At 41.7% G+C, this 17,562-nt stretch carries 16 protein-coding genes; 8 read left to right on the top strand and 8 right to left on the bottom strand.

What is annotated here, in order from left to right; translation table 11 throughout:
• The first annotated feature begins 1 nt into the window (after position 1).
• On the top strand, positions 2 to 670 hold the full coding sequence (locus HQQ94_RS00370; protein ID WP_173292580.1) for a SctK family type III secretion system sorting platform protein: 669 nt from the start codon (positions 2 to 4) through the stop codon (positions 668 to 670).
• Positions 649 to 1,278: an HrpE/YscL family type III secretion apparatus protein gene (locus tag HQQ94_RS00365; RefSeq protein WP_173292579.1), complete on the top strand. Its 630-nt coding sequence runs from the start codon at positions 649 to 651 to the stop codon at positions 1,276 to 1,278. The genes HQQ94_RS00370 and HQQ94_RS00365 overlap by 22 nt, the downstream gene beginning before the upstream one ends.
• 57 nt (positions 1,279 to 1,335) lie before the next feature.
• Here the strand turns inward: HQQ94_RS00365 and HQQ94_RS00360 are convergent, their stop codons facing one another.
• Complete coding sequence (locus HQQ94_RS00360; RefSeq protein ID WP_173292578.1) at positions 1,336 to 1,893, bottom strand: lysophospholipid acyltransferase family protein; 558 nt, start codon at positions 1,891 to 1,893, stop codon at positions 1,336 to 1,338.
• A gap of 114 nt (positions 1,894 to 2,007) precedes the next feature.
• Here HQQ94_RS00360 and HQQ94_RS00355 point away from each other — a divergent pair, with 114 nt between their 5' ends.
• Complete coding sequence (locus HQQ94_RS00355) at positions 2,008 to 2,430, top strand: DUF4440 domain-containing protein (protein ID WP_173292577.1); 423 nt, start codon at positions 2,008 to 2,010, stop codon at positions 2,428 to 2,430.
• A gap of 66 nt (positions 2,431 to 2,496) precedes the next feature.
• On the opposite strand, the gene HQQ94_RS00350 is transcribed toward HQQ94_RS00355, so the two are convergent.
• Complete coding sequence (locus HQQ94_RS00350) at positions 2,497 to 4,026, bottom strand: metal transporter (protein WP_173292576.1); 1,530 nt, start codon at positions 4,024 to 4,026, stop codon at positions 2,497 to 2,499.
• Positions 4,027 to 4,440: 414 nt separating this feature from the next.
• Between HQQ94_RS00350 and HQQ94_RS00345 the strand changes: the two genes are divergently transcribed.
• Positions 4,441 to 7,080, top strand: coding sequence for an immune inhibitor A domain-containing protein (locus HQQ94_RS00345; protein ID WP_173292575.1), 2,640 nt, complete (start codon positions 4,441 to 4,443; stop codon positions 7,078 to 7,080).
• 141 nt (positions 7,081 to 7,221) lie between these two features.
• On the opposite strand, the gene HQQ94_RS00340 is transcribed toward HQQ94_RS00345, so the two are convergent.
• Positions 7,222 to 7,785 carry a chorismate lyase gene (locus HQQ94_RS00340; RefSeq protein WP_173292574.1) on the bottom strand — a complete coding sequence of 188 codons (564 nt, stop codon included), beginning with the start codon at positions 7,783 to 7,785 and terminating at the stop codon, positions 7,222 to 7,224.
• A 173-nt stretch (positions 7,786 to 7,958) separates the two neighbouring features.
• On the opposite strand from HQQ94_RS00340, the gene HQQ94_RS00335 reads away from it, so the two are divergent.
• The 4 genes from HQQ94_RS00335 (at position 7,959) to HQQ94_RS00320 (ending at position 12,099) form a co-directional block, all read left to right on the top strand.
• Positions 7,959 to 8,387 carry a flagellar basal body-associated protein FliL gene (locus tag HQQ94_RS00335; RefSeq protein ID WP_173296451.1) on the top strand — a complete coding sequence of 143 codons (429 nt, stop codon included), beginning with the start codon at positions 7,959 to 7,961 and terminating at the stop codon, positions 8,385 to 8,387.
• Between the two features lie 80 nt (positions 8,388 to 8,467).
• Entirely contained in the window at positions 8,468 to 9,634 is a 1,167-nt protein-coding gene (rlmF, locus tag HQQ94_RS00330) for a 23S rRNA (adenine(1618)-N(6))-methyltransferase RlmF (protein ID WP_173292573.1), read from the top strand.
• 133 nt (positions 9,635 to 9,767) lie between these two features.
• Positions 9,768 to 10,208 (top strand): GNAT family N-acetyltransferase, encoded by a 441-nt coding sequence (locus HQQ94_RS00325; protein WP_173292572.1) that lies wholly within the window; start codon positions 9,768 to 9,770, stop codon positions 10,206 to 10,208.
• A gap of 349 nt (positions 10,209 to 10,557) precedes the next feature.
• Positions 10,558 to 12,099 carry a GH3 auxin-responsive promoter family protein gene (locus HQQ94_RS00320; protein WP_173292571.1) on the top strand — a complete coding sequence of 514 codons (1,542 nt, stop codon included), beginning with the start codon at positions 10,558 to 10,560 and terminating at the stop codon, positions 12,097 to 12,099.
• A gap of 72 nt (positions 12,100 to 12,171) precedes the next feature.
• Here the strand turns inward: HQQ94_RS00320 and HQQ94_RS00315 are convergent, their stop codons facing one another.
• The 5 genes from HQQ94_RS00315 to fliF form a co-directional block, all read right to left on the bottom strand.
• Complete coding sequence (locus HQQ94_RS00315) at positions 12,172 to 12,591, bottom strand: hypothetical protein (RefSeq protein WP_173292570.1); 420 nt, start codon at positions 12,589 to 12,591, stop codon at positions 12,172 to 12,174.
• A gap of 5 nt (positions 12,592 to 12,596) precedes the next feature.
• Positions 12,597 to 13,955: a flagellar protein export ATPase FliI gene (gene fliI, locus HQQ94_RS00310; RefSeq protein ID WP_173292569.1), complete on the bottom strand. Its 1,359-nt coding sequence runs from the start codon at positions 13,953 to 13,955 to the stop codon at positions 12,597 to 12,599.
• Complete coding sequence (fliH, locus tag HQQ94_RS00305) at positions 13,945 to 14,697, bottom strand: flagellar assembly protein FliH (RefSeq protein ID WP_173292568.1); 753 nt, start codon at positions 14,695 to 14,697, stop codon at positions 13,945 to 13,947. Before fliH ends, fliI begins: the two co-directional genes overlap by 11 nt.
• Before the next feature lie 112 nt (positions 14,698 to 14,809).
• Entirely contained in the window at positions 14,810 to 15,823 is a 1,014-nt protein-coding gene (locus HQQ94_RS00300) for a flagellar motor switch protein FliG (RefSeq protein WP_173292567.1), read from the bottom strand.
• Positions 15,824 to 15,831: 8 nt separating this feature from the next.
• On the bottom strand, positions 15,832 to 17,553 hold the full coding sequence (fliF, locus tag HQQ94_RS00295; protein ID WP_173292566.1) for a flagellar basal-body MS-ring/collar protein FliF: 1,722 nt from the start codon (positions 17,551 to 17,553) through the stop codon (positions 15,832 to 15,834).
• Between the last annotated feature and the right edge of the window lie 9 nt (positions 17,554 to 17,562).

Here is a 17,562-nt window from a genome sequence, read left to right as displayed (position 1 = left end):
GATGTCTGCTAACGCTTCAATCCAGCTAAGTTATGAAGATAGTTTGCATCAATATCTGTATCAACCGCTGAGTTATATAGATATCAGCTGGTTTGCACATATTCCCCACGCTGACAATGTGTTGCACATTGACGGTTGGCGTCAAAACCCTAGATTGAATTTATGGTTAGTCAATACACTCGGTTTGGATGTGGTTAAGGAAGCTGATTTTTCTCATCCAGCACGTTCAATCGGTTTATTGCCTGCGACAGAGTTAATGTTGCTGTTTCATTATATTGGGGCGACATTACACAGTCAGGCTTGTAAAGGTGTTATTTTTCGAGTGTCACGGCAAGCATTGTTACTGAGTATGGGAGAAGAGACCTATCATTTTTGCATGAATCAAACCCAGTTGCTTTTATCTAGTTGGCCACAGAAGTGGGTAAAATCGTTGCCTGAAATAATACCTGATAATTATTTCATCGCTTGCGGTATTCGCTTTACGACATCCATTTTTGAAACCTCTCAACTTGATTTTATTCAAGCACTACAGCTCAAGCTGCCATACGATTTTAAGCAGTACTTTGTTACCACTGATGAAGTGTCAACAGAATCAAACGTTATAGCATATCAACTTATCAAGAAAATTTCTAAGCGAGTTATTCCACAATGCTTTCATTTGTTAAGGTAGATACCGACAATCTGAATTTGGTGCCGGGTCAAAAAATTCTAAAATCAGCAGATTATATGTTCTTTCTTGAATCTGAACATCTTATCCAAGCTGCAGAAGCTAAAGCTGCTCAAATCATTTTAGATGCTGAGTCAGTGTATGAGCAAGAAAGACAAAGAGGCTATGAAGATGGCCAGCTAAGTGCCAAAAAAGAGTGTGCAGAAATTGTCCTTGATACTGTTGCTCAATGTAATAACTACTATATTTCATCGGAAACGAGAATGACACAAGCTGTATTGGCTTGTGTGGGCCAAATTTTACAAGGCTTTGATGATGTAGAGGTAACTTTGGCTGTTGTTCGAGAAGCCTTGCAGTTAGTGAGTAATCAAAAGCAGGTTATTTTGCATGTTAATCCTGAACAATTGATTGAAGTACGAGAGCGAGTAAGTGAAGTATTAACGGCTTTCCCCGAAGTGGGCTATGTTGATGTGATTGCTGATGCTCGGTTAAAAAATGGAGGTTGTATTCTTGAAACCGAAGTTGGTATCGTTGATGCGAGTATTGACGTGCAGTTGCAAGCACTGAAAAAACAAATCGACAAACAGTTTAAGGAAAGGGAGTCGCTTTAAACATCACGAGCTATATATTTTATTATGCTGCACTTAAGCTTTGCTTGAGGAGGATGTTTATTTTTCTTGGGAAAAATCTGGAATGATTTTTGGATGACAACCTTGGATTGATCGGTAGAAACGGATGATTTTATCCATATCTTGTTGCATATCGTCAGTGGTTGACATTTCTTTTGCAATGATAACAGTTTTGCGACCAAAATCTAAACCAACGGTGATTATTGGGATATTGGCTTGACTGGCAATATGGTAAAACCCAGTCTTCCAGCGTGTCACTGGACTACGGGTGCCTTCAGGCGTCAATGCGAGTGAGAATGTTGGGTTATTCTGAAAAAGTTGTACGGCAGCATCGACTAAATTATTATTCTTACGTCTATCTACAGGTGCTCCTCCCATGGCTCTAAAAATCCACCCCCAAGGTGGAATAAAAAGCTGATGTTTACCCAAAAAATTAATTTTTACGTTAAGTGCACCTCTGGCAATGACGCCGATAATAAAATCCCAATTACTGGTATGTGGTCCTACGATGGCGATAAACTGTAATTGGGTAGGAAATGAACCAGAGATTTTCCAACCAGTTAATTTCAAAAATAATTTACACAGTTTTTGATACATATCAATACTCTCAACTTTTAAATCGGAATAAACCTCTAACAGAAATATAACAGTATGTGATCGTGAATTAAGATATTATATCTTATTATAGGCTATACAATTACTGGAGAAACAATGATTAAAAATGGAATTATCACGGCCTTAATGCTGATCACTTTTAGTGTTTCTGCTATACCGAGTGATGATATTACTCAGGTCTTGATGGATCAACAAGACGCATGGAATAGTGGTGATCTTGATGGCTATATGCAAGGCTATTGGAATAGTGAAAAGATGGGTTTCGTATCTGGTGATAAGCTTCGCTATGGTTGGAAGGAGACGTTAGCCGCCTACAAAAAGAATTACCCTGATAAAGCCAGTTTAGGTACTTTGCAGTTCACCATAAAAGAGATCAGAATGCTAAGTAATGATGCTGGAATGGTTATTGGCCGTTGGCAGTTAACTCGAACCAAAGATCAACCTAGTGGTATATTTACCCTACTGGTTGAAAAGTTTGATGGTCGCTGGGTTATCACCCATGATCATACTTCTGATTAGGTCATGTTCGCTAAGTCTAATTAACCAATTTCTTCTTTTAATGTCTAAGCTGTGATTTATTCATTTTTAATGTTTATGGCCATGTTCATGTGAGTGAGCTTGAGGTTTTAGATGCATAATTCTTGCTATAAATTTTCTTGGACCTAAGCGCAGTAGGCTAGCGGCAAATAGGCCAGCAAGTACAGTCAAAGAAAGTGTATTGATGCTATCGGGGAGTATCGTTATAGCATCCCATTGAGGTTGGATAATGTTGATAGCGACTAAATTGATGGTAATTACAATCAGCAATACACTGCGTAAACCCCAGTTCATCAATTTAAGCTGGGTTAAATTGAACACAGGGGCGACTAATAGAACCAGCATGACAGCTTCTGTGCTCCAGCCACTGTATGCTAGAGACAGTGCCAATACAGCTCCGCCTAAGTTACAGAATCTCATGGGTAAGAATACCAAGAGAAGTACTGCGACTTGAGTGATAGGGTTAGATAGTGGTACTGAAGGGTGTCCGATTAGATTGGCTAAAATCAGACTGAGTATGATCCAAGGAGCGCTACGATCGACTAAGTGAGAAAATCCAAAACGTACTGCTGATTGTGGTAAGCGAAGATGTGGATCTATGGGCTCAATTTTAGCCAGCGTTAATATGATGCCTATCATCAATAGCCCTATAAATTGTAGTATTGCCAATATTGGGCCGAGTAATAGTGCTGTAATGATCAATGCTTCGGGTCCCGCTAAGCGTTGTAGCCATCTCTTGCCTAAAGAGTCGTTGTTAGGTGAGAGACCGAAGCGGTACCTTAAGCTTGCCACTGTATAAGTGATAAGTAGCACAGGAGCTAAGGTCATAATCCAATCAGCAAGTTGCTCGACACTATGGTCGTGATGATGTGTTTCGTGTCCGCCAGAATCCATCATTAGTAGTAAAATGAGTAATACAATTCCCAAAAGACTGCCTATGCCTGCTTGATACTCGTATTGACCTTGTTGATCTGTGTGGCTTTGACCATGAGGTTGATGTAACACCACGTGTAAGATTGAACCTGTTACGAAGGCTTGTAAATAAACCGTATTATCTAAACTTAAATGTGTCAGCAGTTGTTCACCAGCAAAATAACCCAAGCCAGTTAATATCATCATCGCGGTTAAAACCACCATCGCCCAGCGAGCCCCTACCTGGGGTTTAAGTAGCCACCATATAGCCAACCCTACTGGTAACCTATGCAATATGACACCTAAAGCCAGTAATATCGAGCTATCACCTTGTTGAGCCAAGACAATAGCCCCGCCATCAGTAATGGTATGTAGTAAAAGCCCACCTATGCCTAAAGTCAGTGTCAGGTTATGTGTGACATCAGAATAGCGATGGAATAATTTCTCACTAGCAGTTGGGCCCCACAAGCCGATGATGACGAAGATAATGGCTGAAAATCCACCATGTTCCAGTAGCTCAGGTAAAATATGCACAAGAACAAGTCCGCCTAATGAGACGAATATAAATCCATCGAGCCCTTTTTGGAGTCCATTTTGTGCCGTTAAATAACGATAGAAAAGTGGGCCGAGTAAGAGTGCAATACAGCTGGTTAAAAGATAGAGCATGGTTTCTTTTTTTTAGAGGTATAAAGGGAAGCGGCAAGTATAACAGCCTTCGTCCCTTTTTCGCACTTCGACTGAGGTTATTTACGCTATCAATTTCACGAAGGCCCTATTGTTTTCATTGTTGTCGAGGCTTTAAAGGTGTTTTTCATGTCCTTATTGGCGGATATGTTTATACCATTACTCACTATGTCGCTCTTTCACTGACGAAACTAAATCGTTGAGTTCATTACCTAAGTGTGAACAAGACAATTTAATGTAGCGGACTATGTCTCCTTAAGTGTGTAGATGAGCTAACTAAGGTCTAAACTTTATATGAGAATAAAGGGCTATTTTAATCAAATTGGAATTTGTTGGACGAATAAAGGCCTAATTTAAAATGATGCTTATTTGGTTAATTGGAAGGAGGTCACGCTGATGGGGCTGACAAATAGCAGGGGCATGCTTTTGAGTGTATGTCTTTTGATTAACTTATTATTAATGAGTATTCTTGTTGTGGCTAAACCGCTTGATTTATCAAAAGCAACGTTGGCAGATCCAGGTGTCATAAATAAGGAACAGATTTTATACTGGTTAATCAAGCGAGGTGAGATATCGGAGTCTGCCAGCGCAGAAGATAAACGTGCTGCCGTTGAGGCTTATACCCATAGTGTTAATAGTGCCCAAAATAAAGGCGAGCTGCTGAGAGCGAATTTTGAGCAGCAAAGGTTAAAATCTATCAATAACCATGTTGTTAAAAATAAAAGTGAGTTGTTTGCTCAAGGTGTTGCGTCAACCTCTGTCGCTGACTCCTTAGTCACTAAAACCGTCAAAGTACTTGCTGTACTCATTGATTTCCCTGATCTTCCTTATGATAATAATCGTCTTTCAGCGAGCGATACGCCAATGTACTACCCGAGTTATCCAAGTTCTCATTATGAGAGTCTGATTTTCTCCCCAGCAGGCTTTATCGGTCCCCAAGGGCAAAACTTGTTAACCGCGTATCAGTATTATCAGGCGGTATCTGGGGACAGTTTCTTTTTGACTGGCGAGGTAAAAGGTTGGTTTACCGCTGCTAATAATGCCTCGTTTTATGGGGGGAGTGATAATGCCAATAATAAGCGTGATACTGCAGTGCCAGAGTTGGTTAAAGAGGCGGTGACGATGGCGGTTGCTGGCATGTCCCCCAGTGAGCTTGCTGGTTATGATGTGGAAGATCCGTTGGATTTAGATGGAGATGGCAATGTTGATGAACCTGATGGCAATATTGATCATGTGATGTTGTTTCACTCAAGTATCGGAGAGGAATCTGGTGGAGGGGTATTAGGCGCGAATGCTATCTGGTCGCATCGTTTTTTTGTCTATAATGGCAGTTCTCTTGGTTACACCATTCCCGGGACAGGATTAAAAGTTTTTAGTTATACAGTTCAACCTATTGACTCTGCAGCGGGCGTTGTGGTGCACGAACTTGGTCATGTTTTAGGGTTACCTGATGAGTATGATACTAGTAATGTAGGTAAAGGCTCTCCGGTCGGCTCTTGGTCCGTGATGTCTGGTGGTGGCTGGGCAGGCACTATTGCAGGAACTCAGCCTACAGGATTTAGTCCATATGCGAGATCTTACTTGCAGGGGCGGTATAAGGGACGCTGGGTTAACGAGCAGGAGATATTACTGGACTCTATCGGCGACTCAGGTGTTGAGGCTGTGCTCAATGAAGCAGTCAATTATTCGTTGGTCAATCAAATATCGATTCCACTGCCTGTGGCTACGATTCCTTTTAAGCAGCCCTATGGTGATAGTTATCAATATTATTCAGATCAGGGCAATCTGATTGATAATGCATTGTCATTTGATATAGACCTGCCAAGTCAGACTCCCTTAACCTTAACCATGAAAGCACATTGGAATATTGAGGTTAACTATGACTATGTTCAAGTAATGATAGACGGTGTTGTCGTTGCTGGAAATTATACAAAGAACAGTAATTCGATTAATAATGCGAGAAATATTCTTACCGGTAGTTCGTCTGACATCATAGGAGCAGAAGGGGTCAACAATTGGGTTGATTTGGAATATGATATTAGCGCATTTTCTGGACGTTCTAATGCTGAAGTCAAGTTAGTTTACATTACCGATCAATCCGTGAGTGAATATGGTATAGCCATTGATGACGTGCAGGTTAAGCAAAGTGCTACATTAGTTTATGCTGATGACGCTGAAACAGCAGGTAAGATGTTGTTGGCAGGTTTTACTCGAATTGATAATGAACGGCCTGGAGCTGAGCGTCGCTATATTGTGCAATTACGTAGCTATAATGGAGTTGATCTAGGTTTACCTAGCCATTCTTATGAGCCTGGAGTCTTACTCTGGTTGGAAAACTTTAGCTATGGAGGTAACAGTTCAAATTCACATCCAGGTGCGGGATTAATCGGTGTTATTGATGCAGATCAAAATGTAATTGGCACTAGAAACTCAAATATCCAAGTACGTGATGCCACTTTTAGCCAGTTTGATCAGTCGAGCTATTTTGGCGATAATCATTTGCTATCGACTTCGACTTTTGATGATAATATCGATTATAGTGCACCTAGCCAGCCTGCATCTGGGATTATATTACCTAAGTTAGGTTTGACGATGAATATTACATCTCAAAATGCAGACTCTTCAATGGCCACGGTACAGTTTAATTATAGTGGTATAACAATTACTCCCTCGAGTTTGATTGTGAGTTTTAGCTCAAGTCAGGGGGCTGATAATACTGTGGCTTTCAGTGCGACAGTGTCTGGTGGTGATGGTAACTACTCGTACTTATGGGACTTTGGTGATGGGCAAATGAGTAATGAGTCGTCACCAAGCCACACTTATACGAGTGTCGATACTTATAGTGTGACCTTAACGGTAACCGATGGTGAGGGGATAAAGAGTAGTAATATTAACTCGCTTACCCTTGTTTCACCCCAAGTATCGAGTGGTTCAAGTGGTGGTAGCCTTGGCTTATTGGGCTTATGTTTGTTGGCGTTAGTAAGATTGAGTCGTTTATCTCTTGCTTCTCGCCGTACTCTGCGGGAGTTTCCGTAGTATATCTGCACTGTGTTAGTCATATCGACGAAGGAATAAACGATTGTTTCAATCATTGCCTTATTCAGCCATCCTATGGAGACTCTGCAACGAGCACTTTGAAGTGGCTTAGATATAGCATTAAGAATCGTTTTGTTTAATTCACATTGCTTCTATCAAGCGGCGGGCGGCGGGAAGAAAAATTTCACTGACAATAAGTTGTTCGTCATGATGGCAAAAATATCTGCGTCGTCCCCATAATTCTTGAGTGGGCGTTTGCTCAAGGGGTGCCAGTAACTGGGTGAGTTTATGGCAAGGTGTAAAGTGAGCAATTTCTATTTTTCCTAGTGAGAAAGTATCACTCGAAAATAACAACTCTCCTAATGGACGAGTACCTAAGTTCACAAAATTGAATTGTTGTTGTTGAAATAAACTTATCGGAATTAAGGTGCGAGCAAAAATCCACGGGATCCCATCTAGACAAAGTAAGACCTCACGTACCCAAGACTGGTTGGCAGTGAGGCATTCACCATTAAAAGGAGCTAACATATCTTCAGCTAGTATTTTTACTTCAAATTCAACACAGTGAGATCGTAATTTTTGAGTTAAACTTCCATTAGAGAGGAGCCAATCTGTTAAAGGAGATGTGGGAAGTTGATTGGTTTGATCTGGTGAAAGCCACTGAATAGCTTCACCATATGGGAAGATTAACCTAGTTACACTCATCTAATTCTCGGTACAATGCTGACTTGTAAACAGATGCAGTCTAACATGCTAGGGTGAGATAGTCAGAAAGATCCGCGAGCACAGGTTTTAAAAAGTTGTACTCAATGCTCAGTTTAATAGTGTTTGAAATGGAAACTTTCAATATGAAAAAATGTGCACTTGATGCTTTTTTGATGCAAAAAATGATATTTTTATTGTTTATTCTTACTGTCAGCCTCTTTAGTTTTGGGGTAAGCGCTGAAGATGAAGTGCCTCAAGAAGTTGAGGAAGCAGCGGTTGAGGAATATGCTTATTATGGTTTCGATCCCGATATCGTCACGAACTACCTATCAAGTGGAAGGAAGCTAGGGTTTGTTAAAATCAGTATTGAACTCATGGTCAAGTCTCCCATGGATCTTGTTGCCATTGAACATCATGACCCCCTTCTACGTGCGGCAATTATTGAGATCTTGGGTAGTAAAACGGCAGATAAGGTCAAATCCTTAACCGGGCGTGAGGAGATCCGCCGTGAATGCTATGAAGAGGTTAATCGTCTTATTAAGCAAGAGACGGGTAAAGAATCAATTATTAATTTGCTGTTTACTAAATACCTTTACGATTAGGCTATCAGCCTAATCCGTGGGGTTGTTAATTTTTTATATGATTGTTGTTAGCGTGTATCGTTAATTACATAAGACATTTTATGACCAAGCCAAGTTCCAAATCAAGCCAGAAGCCAACAACTAGACTGAAAAAAAATGGTGTAAGGAGAGTAAAACAAACAACACAGAAAGCAGCTGTGAGTAAGCTTAATACTGTCTCTCACCTAGAAAGAGTCGCAGGTCATAAAAAGAATGGGTTGCATTTACGTAACCTTCATCGTGATGGTTATGATTTTGACAAGCTAACGCAAGCCAGTCCAGAATTAACTCCTTATGTCAGGCCTAATCCTTATGGCAATTTATCCATCGATTTTGCTAATCCACAGGCGGTTAAAGCGTTAAATGCTGCATTACTGAAACAGTATTATCAAATAGCCATTTGGAATATTCCAGAAGGTTTTCTTTGTCCACCAATACCAGGAAGGGTGGATTATATTCATTATATTGCCGATCTTTTGGCTGGAGTTGATGTTGGTCAAAATAAGGAGAGTATGAGTGGTGCCGAACACGTTACTCTGGATGCTTATATTCCGAAGATTAACTCTAAGCTAATGAAAATTAACGTATTAGATGTAGGTACTGGCGCAAATGGTATTTATCCATTATTAGGTATTCAGGCCTATGGTTGGCGTTTTGTGGCCAGTGATGTTGATCCGTTATCATTATCTAATGTTAACGCCATTGTTGAAGCCAATACTTGCTTACAAGGTAAGCTAGAAACTCGGTTGCAACATGATCATCAGCATGTGTTTCAAGGTATTATCAGTGCTACAGACCGATTTGATGTCACCTTGTGTAACCCACCGTTTCATTCATCGTTGGCAGAGGCAAGTGCAGGCAGCCAACGTAAGATCGCAAATTTGACCGCTAACAGAGTGGCTAAGGGGCACAACACTGAATTTGGGGCCAGTGGCAGCGAACTTAACTTTGGCGGTCAAAAAGCTGAACTTTGGTGTGATGGCGGGGAGAAGCAGTTTCTGAATAATATGATTTATGAGAGTAAAGAGTTTGCCACCCAATGCCTGTGGTTTACAAGTTTAGTCTCTAAGAAAGAAAATATAAAACCTTGTTATACCGCGCTGGAAAAAGTGGGTGCGGTTACCATCAAGACTATCGATATGGCGCAAGGAAATAAACTCACTCGCGTATTGGTCTGGAGTTTTTTAACCCCTAAACAACATAAACTATGGGCGAAATATCGAATTTAATAGATTATTTCGTTTATTTTTAGCAGTAATGGCTCAGATTTCATCTAATAACTTGCTGGTGGGGTTGGTTACTGGCCCGTGTTACGCTGCTCGTTAACTTAGGCGATGATGATTAAGGGATAAGGCGTTTTTTATGCGTAAGTATAGGATAAGTAAAGATTTGGGTGAGATGGATATTGATGTTATTCACGGGTTTATTTGTCAAAGTTATTGGGCCAAAAATATGCCTAAATCTGTGTTACAAAAAGCGCTGGCTCATTCACTTTGCTTTGGTGTGTTTACCGATGCTAATGAACAAGTGGGTTTTGCGCGTATGATCACAGATAGGGCGACCTACGCTTATTTAGCTGATGTGTTTATTCTTGATGAATATCGTGGCTTAGGCTTAAGTAAAATGCTGATGACCGATATCATCTCACATCCAGATCTACAAGGCTTAAGGCGGATGGTGTTGGCGACACGAGATGCTCATGGTTTATATGCTCAATTCGGTTTTAAAGCTGTGCCTAATCCTGAGGTGTTGATGCAAGTGTGGCAACCAGATGTGTATAACGTGAGTCCATCACCTTGTTGATTTTTTGGTTGTAAACTCAGATGTGTGTCTATTTATAGATATCCTATATTCTGTTAGTGTCAGTTAGAATTAGTCAAAAATAAGTGTCAAATAGGGGATGAAGTGATGAAAACTTGTTATCCAACAAGATACTTAAAAATATTTAAATATAATGAGTTACGTGCATTTTCATTTGTAAAATAGACAAATCTTATTGTTATGCTACCTTTTATGTTTGTTAGATATTATCTAACAAACATAAATTTTGATAAACGCAGAATGGATAATGTAAAGAATTAGACCTAGTCGCTCTTGCTGTTACTAATGATGTTTTCATTCATTTTATGCTCATAATGATGAGGGTTTGGTAATGAATTTCATCCATGTAATTAGGTATTGGCAAATTAAACGAAAATATAAAAAGTTGATCAATGATCCTATTACCAGCCAAGAGAATATTTTTCACAAGTTGATTGAATTAGGCAAAAAAACTCAGTTTGGCAAAAAGCATCGATTTTCAAATATCACTAGTATAAAAGATTTCCAATCATTGGTGCCTATGCAAACCAATGAAACAATTGCTCCTTATATGAAAAGGGTTGTTGAAGGTGAGCCAGATGTACTTTGGCCCCAAAAACCACATTATTTTGCTTGCACATCAGGAACGACGGGTGACATAAAATATGTACCTGTCACGAGAGAGAGTAAAAGTAATCAGCTCTTAGGTTCAGTTCAAATAGCACATTTATATCCATTATTAAGTCATCAAAAATTCTTATCTAGTGCAAATAGTATCGTCTTGACGGGATCTTGTACGACAGAGTTAATGAATGGATTCCCAATTGGTAGGTTGTCAGGATTGAGCCGTAAACTGTTACCTGAATGGTTGTTTAGAGGGGTGGTTCCAGCGAAGGAAACTTTGGATATACCTAATTATGAGGAGATGATGTTGCGTATTGCCGAGGAGGCGATTAATGCTAATGATATACGCGTGATAGTGGGGTTCCCCTCTTGGGTTGTAGTACTTCTTCAAACTTGCCAGAAAGTGTCTGGTTCTGATAATTTACATCATATTTTTCCTAATCTGAATACATTTTATTCTTCTGGTACTAGCTGCAAACCCTATTTACCTGCGATAGAAAGAATGCTTGGCCATAAGGTTAATGTTCGAGAGTTTTATGGTTCTTCTGAGGCATTTTTTGCATTGCAAGATTTAGCAGAGGAAGGCATGTTGATTGACAGCCACAATAACGTTTTTTTTGAATTTATACCAGTTGATGAATTTAATACAGATGAGCCATTATGTCTTCCTTTAAAAGATGTTGTGATCGGGCAAGATTACATTATGTTAATCTCAACTTTTTCAGGATTATATCGATATTGTGTCGGAGATATGGTTAGGTTTACTTCAATTAACCCCTATCGTATTCTCGTTCGTGGCCGTATGCAGCATGAGTTAAATATTATGGGTGAGCATATTCGAAGTGAACACGTTGAAATAGTGATGAGCGAGGTGGTGACTGATTTGAATATTACGATTCATGAGTTTACTGTCGCGCCTAGCGTAATTGATGAAGACAGTGGCCGATTTTATCATCAATGGCTGATCGAACTACCGGACAATGAAATTATAAACTTGCCTTTTTTGGCTGCAGAATTAGATAAAAAACTTATGTTATCGTGTGCATTCTATCAAGATTTCCGCACGAAAGGTGAATTGGATATGCCCGTAGTGACACGCCTTCCAGAGCGTTCATTTTATCATTACCTTGTTAAGCTTAAGGGAAAAGTAGACAGTCAGCAAAAGATCCCAAGGGTTACCAATGATCGTAATATTGCTGATTTTTTACTACATCAAGCTGGTTTAACATCCTCCGAAGTTAAAGCTGAAGATATCGCTAAGGCAGGGTAGTTTTTAGTCGCTACCCAGTGAACCAAGTTGTGTCAATATCTAAGGCTTGTTATCTAACAAGTCTCAGTCATGTTAGCTGTAAGATACTTGATAACGTCCAGCAAGATCATCAAGTTGCTTTTGTTCTTGAACAGCTTTGGCGTCCAGTTGTGCTTGATGACGTTTCTGACAGAAATGTTTTATGCCTTGCTGTCTTCCTAGCTGTTTACGCCATAGACCATCCATTCTTTGGTGTTCTTGTTGCAGCAGTATTTGTTGTCTGGTTAACTGGGTTTGCATTGGCGTTAAGGCCAGTTGCATATTGATATTATTTTGCAGCAGCAATGAATTAGCTTGCTGTGGTGAGTAAGCTTGATACTCTTTTGACATCTCTGCTAACGCCCGTTTTTGCTGCGTGATTTGGTCGATACGTTGCTGAGTGTCACTGCGCTGCTTGCCGAGTTGAGAGAGTTTTTTTTCTTCTTGTTGGCAAAGCTGTAATAGTTGCTTCATCTCATTTATCCTTGGGAATGGGGATCATCGAAATAGTCAGTGAGTTCAGCTAATGTTTGCAGGCTCTCGGCTAAATCGAATTTTTGCGAAGTGTCCTGCTTAAGAAAGCTCGCCATCATAGGGTAACTTGCTACTGCCAGATCCATTTGTGGGTCGTGTCCAGCCTGATAACCACCTAAAGGCAGCAATTCACGTACTTCGTTGTAACGACTATTAAGGTGTCTGAACCGTTGGCCTTGCTGTAATTGATCTTTCTTGGCGACTTGGGTTGCCAGTCGACTGACTGAAGCTGAGATGTCAATGGCCGGAAAATGACCCTGTTCGGCTAGTTGACGACTTAACACCAAGTGACCATCTAAGATCGCTCTGGCTGCATCAGCAATCGGATCTTGTTGATCATCTCCCTCAGTTAAGACGGTATAGAAGGCGGTTAATGTCCCTTCTGGATGTTGTCCATTACCAGCAAGTTCTACTAGACTGGGCAGCTGAGCGAAGGCGGAAGGTGGGTAGCCTTTTGTGGCTGGTGGCTCGCCTAAGCTGAGGGCTATTTCACGCTGTGCTTGAGCATAACGGGTGAGTGAATCTACCAGCAGCAGCACGTGTTTGCCTTGATCTCGAAAGGCGGCAGCCATGTGATGGCAAAGTCGCATGGCACGCATTCTCATTAAGGGAGTGGTATCTGCTGGTGCTGCGATGACGACAGCACGTTTTTGGCCTTCTTTACCTAAAGAGTGATCGATAAATTCCCGCACTTCACGACCACGCTCACCAATTAAGCCAACAATAACCACATCAGCTTCGGTAAAGCGAGTCATCATGCCTAATAGTACGCTTTTGCCCACCCCAGATCCGGCAAAGAGTCCTAGCCGTTGACCACGACCGATAGGCAGTAGGGCATTAATTGCGCGAATACCGACATCTAAAGGTTTTTCTATGGGTTTACGTAATAAGGGATTTATACTGTGGTTAGCAATCGGTTGGCGGCTAATATTAGTCAGGCAACCTAAATTATCTAAAGGTTGGCCTAACCCATCAAGTACTCGACCTAATAACCCATCGCCCACAGGAATTTGAACTTGGCCATTGAGGGGGATCACACGGGAGCCAGGCATTAAACCTGAAGTGTTTTCCATGGGCATTAAGCAGAGTGTTTCTTTATTAAAACCCACCACTTCGGCTTCGATTTTTCGGCCATCCCTGCATTGGATGTGGCAACGATCTCCCATACCAAGCTGACAGCCTATTGCTTCGAGTAATAGACCATTAACTCGTGTTAAGCGGCCATAAAGCTGTGCCACTGGTACTTGTGGCCAATTTAATCGATCATTCGCTGAGTTTTTGGTGGACGTAGTGCTATTTAACATCGGCACTTGACTCAGTTGTTTGCTGTAACGGTTCTTCTCCGTTTTGCTCTAGTCTTATTGCCACTTGATCCATGCAGGCATCGAGCCTAGTTTCTACAGACGCATCGGCATCGGATTTGTCACTGAGAATACGGCAACCGCCTGGGGATATAGAAGGGTCTGCCACTAAGGTCCAATGCTTAACTTTTTCTGAAGCCAGTTCTTTTAGTTTATGTACGGCATTAGGTTCAAGATGAATTTTCATCTCTGAAGTGGTATCTGGCAGTGCCTCCATCGTTTCCTCTATTAAAGAGAGGATCTGCTGAGGCTGTAGGGTTAGTTCACAGCGGATGACCTGCTGAGAAACGCGACGTATTAGTTCAAGTATTGTAGCCTGCTGCTGTAATATTTGTTGATTATGCCCCTCTTCAAGAAGCGATTTTAACGCATCAATAGGGACGAGAAGCTGGTTGAGTTGCTCATCGATTGCTTCTTTTCCTTTGAGTTGCCCTTCTATACGACCTTGGTTAAAGCCGCTGGCATGACCAGATCGCTGCCCTTCTTCAGATCCTGAATTAAAGCCATCTTCATGGCCTTTAGATATCCCCTCTTTATAGCCAGTGTCGAAGGCTTGCTGATAGTCTTGCCATTGGGATTTTTGCTCACCTTCAGTTGAATCGACTGGGATCAACGGGGAGTATCTGTGGCGGTGAGGTAGCCCTCCTTGTAGGCGCCATTTTGAGTCAGTATTGTCGTTATTCATTATCATTACCCTGCCACCTGTTTGCAGATTGTTTTTGTTTTATATGGGCACCGGACATTATTTTTTGTTTGGTCCGTATTGTTATTTTTTATGTTTGCGGTTTCATCAGGCATTACTCGACGACTTGCTCTTCAAAAAGTTGCAATTCAATGTCACCATCGATCATCATCTTTTTGGCGAGCGCCATGACTTCTCTACGGGCGGTAATAGCCTGACTGAGAGGGACAGAACCTATGGCTTCAACTTGAGTTTCAATCGCCGATGACATACGTTTAGGTAGGGCGCCTAATAAAGTTGACTTTAACTCAGAGTCTATTCCTTTTAGTGCGAGGGCTAACATTTCTGGTGGTACAAGTTCTAACACTTCCTGCAGAATTTCTGGTTTTTGTCTACCTAGGATGATGAAATCGAACATGTTGTCTGCTACATCGCTGGCGAGTTTACGGTCATGGAGTTTGATCATGTCCATCAACTGCTCCCGATCGCCTTCGAATCGATTAAGTATGTCGGCTACTTGGCGAATACCAGATACTTGAGTGTGACTTTTCTCCATTGCAATTAACATACAACGTTCAACGAGTTGTTTTAGTTCATCGACGACATCTCGGTCTAGTTCACCGAGTTGGGCTATGCGAACCAGTACTTCATCTTGTCCTTCGGGAGGTAAGCTTTGTAGTACTTGGGCCGCACTTTCAGCCGATAATAGCCCCAAGAGTACAGCTTGCAGTTGGCTATGTTCATGGGTGATTTCTCTCGCCAGTAACTGAGGGTCGACCCACTCTAGTCGTTTCACCAAGGTCTTAATTTCATCACCGTAGATACTATCAATCAGGCTCTTTGCTACGCGATCACCAAGGGCCATATCTAATGTCTTTTGCAGATATGAACGAGAGGCGCGCGCGATACCAGACTGTTCCTGATACCCCATAAAAAAGCGGCCGAGTACGGCTTCAGCTTCATGTTGTGTGATGCTGGATAAGCGTGCCATTTTGTGGCTTAAATGTTGAACATCATTTCTGTCCAGATGCGACATAACTTGTGCCGCGCCCTTTTCACCCATGCTCAGTAGCAGCATGGCCGCTTGCTCTAAATTATCCATTTTTATTCCGAGTTTACTCTTGTTCATTAGATTGACTACCTACTTAATTGCCCATTGTCGTTATCACCTATCCAGTGAGCAATCACTTCAGCGACGCGAGCGGGTTCCTGATTTGCCAGCAAACTCAGATGTTCCATCTTCACTGTGAGTGGTGAGCTAGACGCCGGTAAGCTTTGATTAGCCACCCAGTCGCTACTCATTTTGTTTTGATCCAGTCCCATAAGTTGATCTGCCAGTGCTTGAGCGTCACCAAATTGATCATTACTGGTAATACTTGCTGCTGGTGGAGGATCGAGTATCACAGGTATTTCGTTGTTCTCTTCTTTTAAGCTGTGTTCGGCGGTACGTGTCAAGTGAGAAACTAAAGGCCTAAGTACGAAAAAGATAAGACCGAAACCTAAAATAGCACCGATGAAGTATCTGAGATAAGCCTGATAACCTTCAGCTTGCCACCATGGCATAGGTTCAAATTGGGCTATCTGAACTTGTGCGAATTCGAAACTATTGATACTGAATTGATCGCCACGTTCTGCGGAAAAGCCAATTGCATCTTGAACCATGGTGCCCAGTTGTGTCAGTTGGGTTTCATTCCAGCCATTTTCTCCTCCCGCCTGGCTGTTTAGTAGGACAGAAACTGAGAGATTTTCAAGTTGCATCTGTTGGTAGCGAGTATGGGTGACCGAACGTCCTACATCAAATTGACGACTTTCTTGTTTATTGAGGTTACGGCTAGAGTTCTCTTTTTTATTTTTATTAGCCTTGGGGGCTTTGTTGGTGAGAGCGCCGGGGATCCCCATTGCAAGGGTGTTGTCGGTATCATTGATACTCTGTTGTTCTTGGATGACGACAGATTGTGGATCTAATGACTCTCGTGTTTCTTCTACTTGGTTAAAGTTTACTTGAGCGGCGATCTGAACTTGATAATTTTCTTGCCCTAGCACGGGGGCTAGCATACTAGATGCTCGATCTATTAAGCCTTGCTCTAGGTCTTGAGTATATTTCAGCTGCTTATCTCTTGCTTGGGTTATATCTTGATTACTGGCCATCCCAGAGCTGAGGTGATTACCTTCTTGATCGACCACTTGAACCCGTTCAGGTGTCATGCCGCTTATGCTGCCAGAGACTAAGTTCACAACAGCCTCAACCTGACTGAGCTGCAAATTTGCCCCAGCATAGAGATCTAACATCACAGATGCTGAAGGGAGTTCAGGTTGTTGCCTGATAAACAAGGTTCTCTTAGGTATAGCCAGATGAACTCTGGCAGTGCGCACAGCTTTTAATGCCATGATGGTTCGGGCTAACTCACCCTCTAGCCCATGGCGATATTTTGCCTGCTCCATAAATTGACTGGTACCAATGCCACTGTTATCCAGTGACTCCATGCCTGAAGGTACCTTGGCCTTAACACCTTTAGCGGCCAGTAACATTCTTGCCTTACCTAATTTATCTTCAGCGACCAATACCAAGCCACTTGTCGCGTCGAGACGGTAAGCGATGCCTTCAGCTTCGAGTACTTCAATGATCAGCGCTGTTTCAACCTGCTCTTGATGTCCGTAGAGTGGACGATATCCTTGGCTGGCAGTCCAGAGTAGTAGGACGATAACGCAGGCAACCACACTGGCGAGGATTGCTAGCAGTAATACTTGACGATCTCCACGGTTGAAGTCATGCCATTTAGCTTTCATAGAGGAGAGCATTTCACCTTTATTACTAGCGTCAGTAATGGTTTGACTCGGTTGAGCAAGAGTTGTAGACATTGAATATTT

The sequence above is a fragment of the Shewanella sp. VB17 genome (genome assembly GCF_013248905.1).
GTDB lineage: Bacteria > Pseudomonadota > Gammaproteobacteria > Enterobacterales > Shewanellaceae > Shewanella.
This window is presented reverse-complemented; position numbering and strand designations above follow the sequence as displayed.

Excerpts from the sequence above, each read along its gene's own strand:
- HQQ94_RS00350 (WP_173292576.1), bottom strand. The coding sequence starts at position 4,026 with ATGCTCTATCTTTTAACCAGCTGTATTGCACTCTTACTCGGCCCACTT.
- HQQ94_RS00360 (WP_173292578.1), bottom strand. The coding sequence starts at position 1,893 with ATGTATCAAAAACTGTGTAAATTATTTTTGAAATTAACTGGTTGGAAA.
- fliH (WP_173292568.1), bottom strand. The coding sequence starts at position 14,697 with ATGAATAACGACAATACTGACTCAAAATGGCGCCTACAAGGAGGGCTA.
- fliF (WP_173292566.1), bottom strand. The coding sequence starts at position 17,553 with ATGTCTACAACTCTTGCTCAACCGAGTCAAACCATTACTGACGCTAGT.
- HQQ94_RS00300 (WP_173292567.1), bottom strand. The coding sequence starts at position 15,823 with ATGAACAAGAGTAAACTCGGAATAAAAATGGATAATTTAGAGCAAGCG.
- HQQ94_RS00335 (WP_173296451.1), top strand. The coding sequence starts at position 7,959 with ATGCAAAAAATGATATTTTTATTGTTTATTCTTACTGTCAGCCTCTTT.
- rlmF (WP_173292573.1), top strand. The coding sequence starts at position 8,468 with ATGACCAAGCCAAGTTCCAAATCAAGCCAGAAGCCAACAACTAGACTG.
- HQQ94_RS00370 (WP_173292580.1), top strand. The coding sequence starts at position 2 with ATGTCTGCTAACGCTTCAATCCAGCTAAGTTATGAAGATAGTTTGCAT.
- HQQ94_RS00325 (WP_173292572.1), top strand. The coding sequence starts at position 9,768 with ATGCGTAAGTATAGGATAAGTAAAGATTTGGGTGAGATGGATATTGAT.
- HQQ94_RS00320 (WP_173292571.1), top strand. The coding sequence starts at position 10,558 with ATGAATTTCATCCATGTAATTAGGTATTGGCAAATTAAACGAAAATAT.
- HQQ94_RS00365 (WP_173292579.1), top strand. The coding sequence starts at position 649 with ATGCTTTCATTTGTTAAGGTAGATACCGACAATCTGAATTTGGTGCCG.
- HQQ94_RS00340 (WP_173292574.1), bottom strand. The coding sequence starts at position 7,785 with ATGAGTGTAACTAGGTTAATCTTCCCATATGGTGAAGCTATTCAGTGG.
- HQQ94_RS00315 (WP_173292570.1), bottom strand. The coding sequence starts at position 12,591 with ATGAAGCAACTATTACAGCTTTGCCAACAAGAAGAAAAAAAACTCTCT.
- HQQ94_RS00355 (WP_173292577.1), top strand. The coding sequence starts at position 2,008 with ATGATTAAAAATGGAATTATCACGGCCTTAATGCTGATCACTTTTAGT.
- fliI (WP_173292569.1), bottom strand. The coding sequence starts at position 13,955 with ATGTTAAATAGCACTACGTCCACCAAAAACTCAGCGAATGATCGATTA.
- HQQ94_RS00345 (WP_173292575.1), top strand. The coding sequence starts at position 4,441 with ATGGGGCTGACAAATAGCAGGGGCATGCTTTTGAGTGTATGTCTTTTG.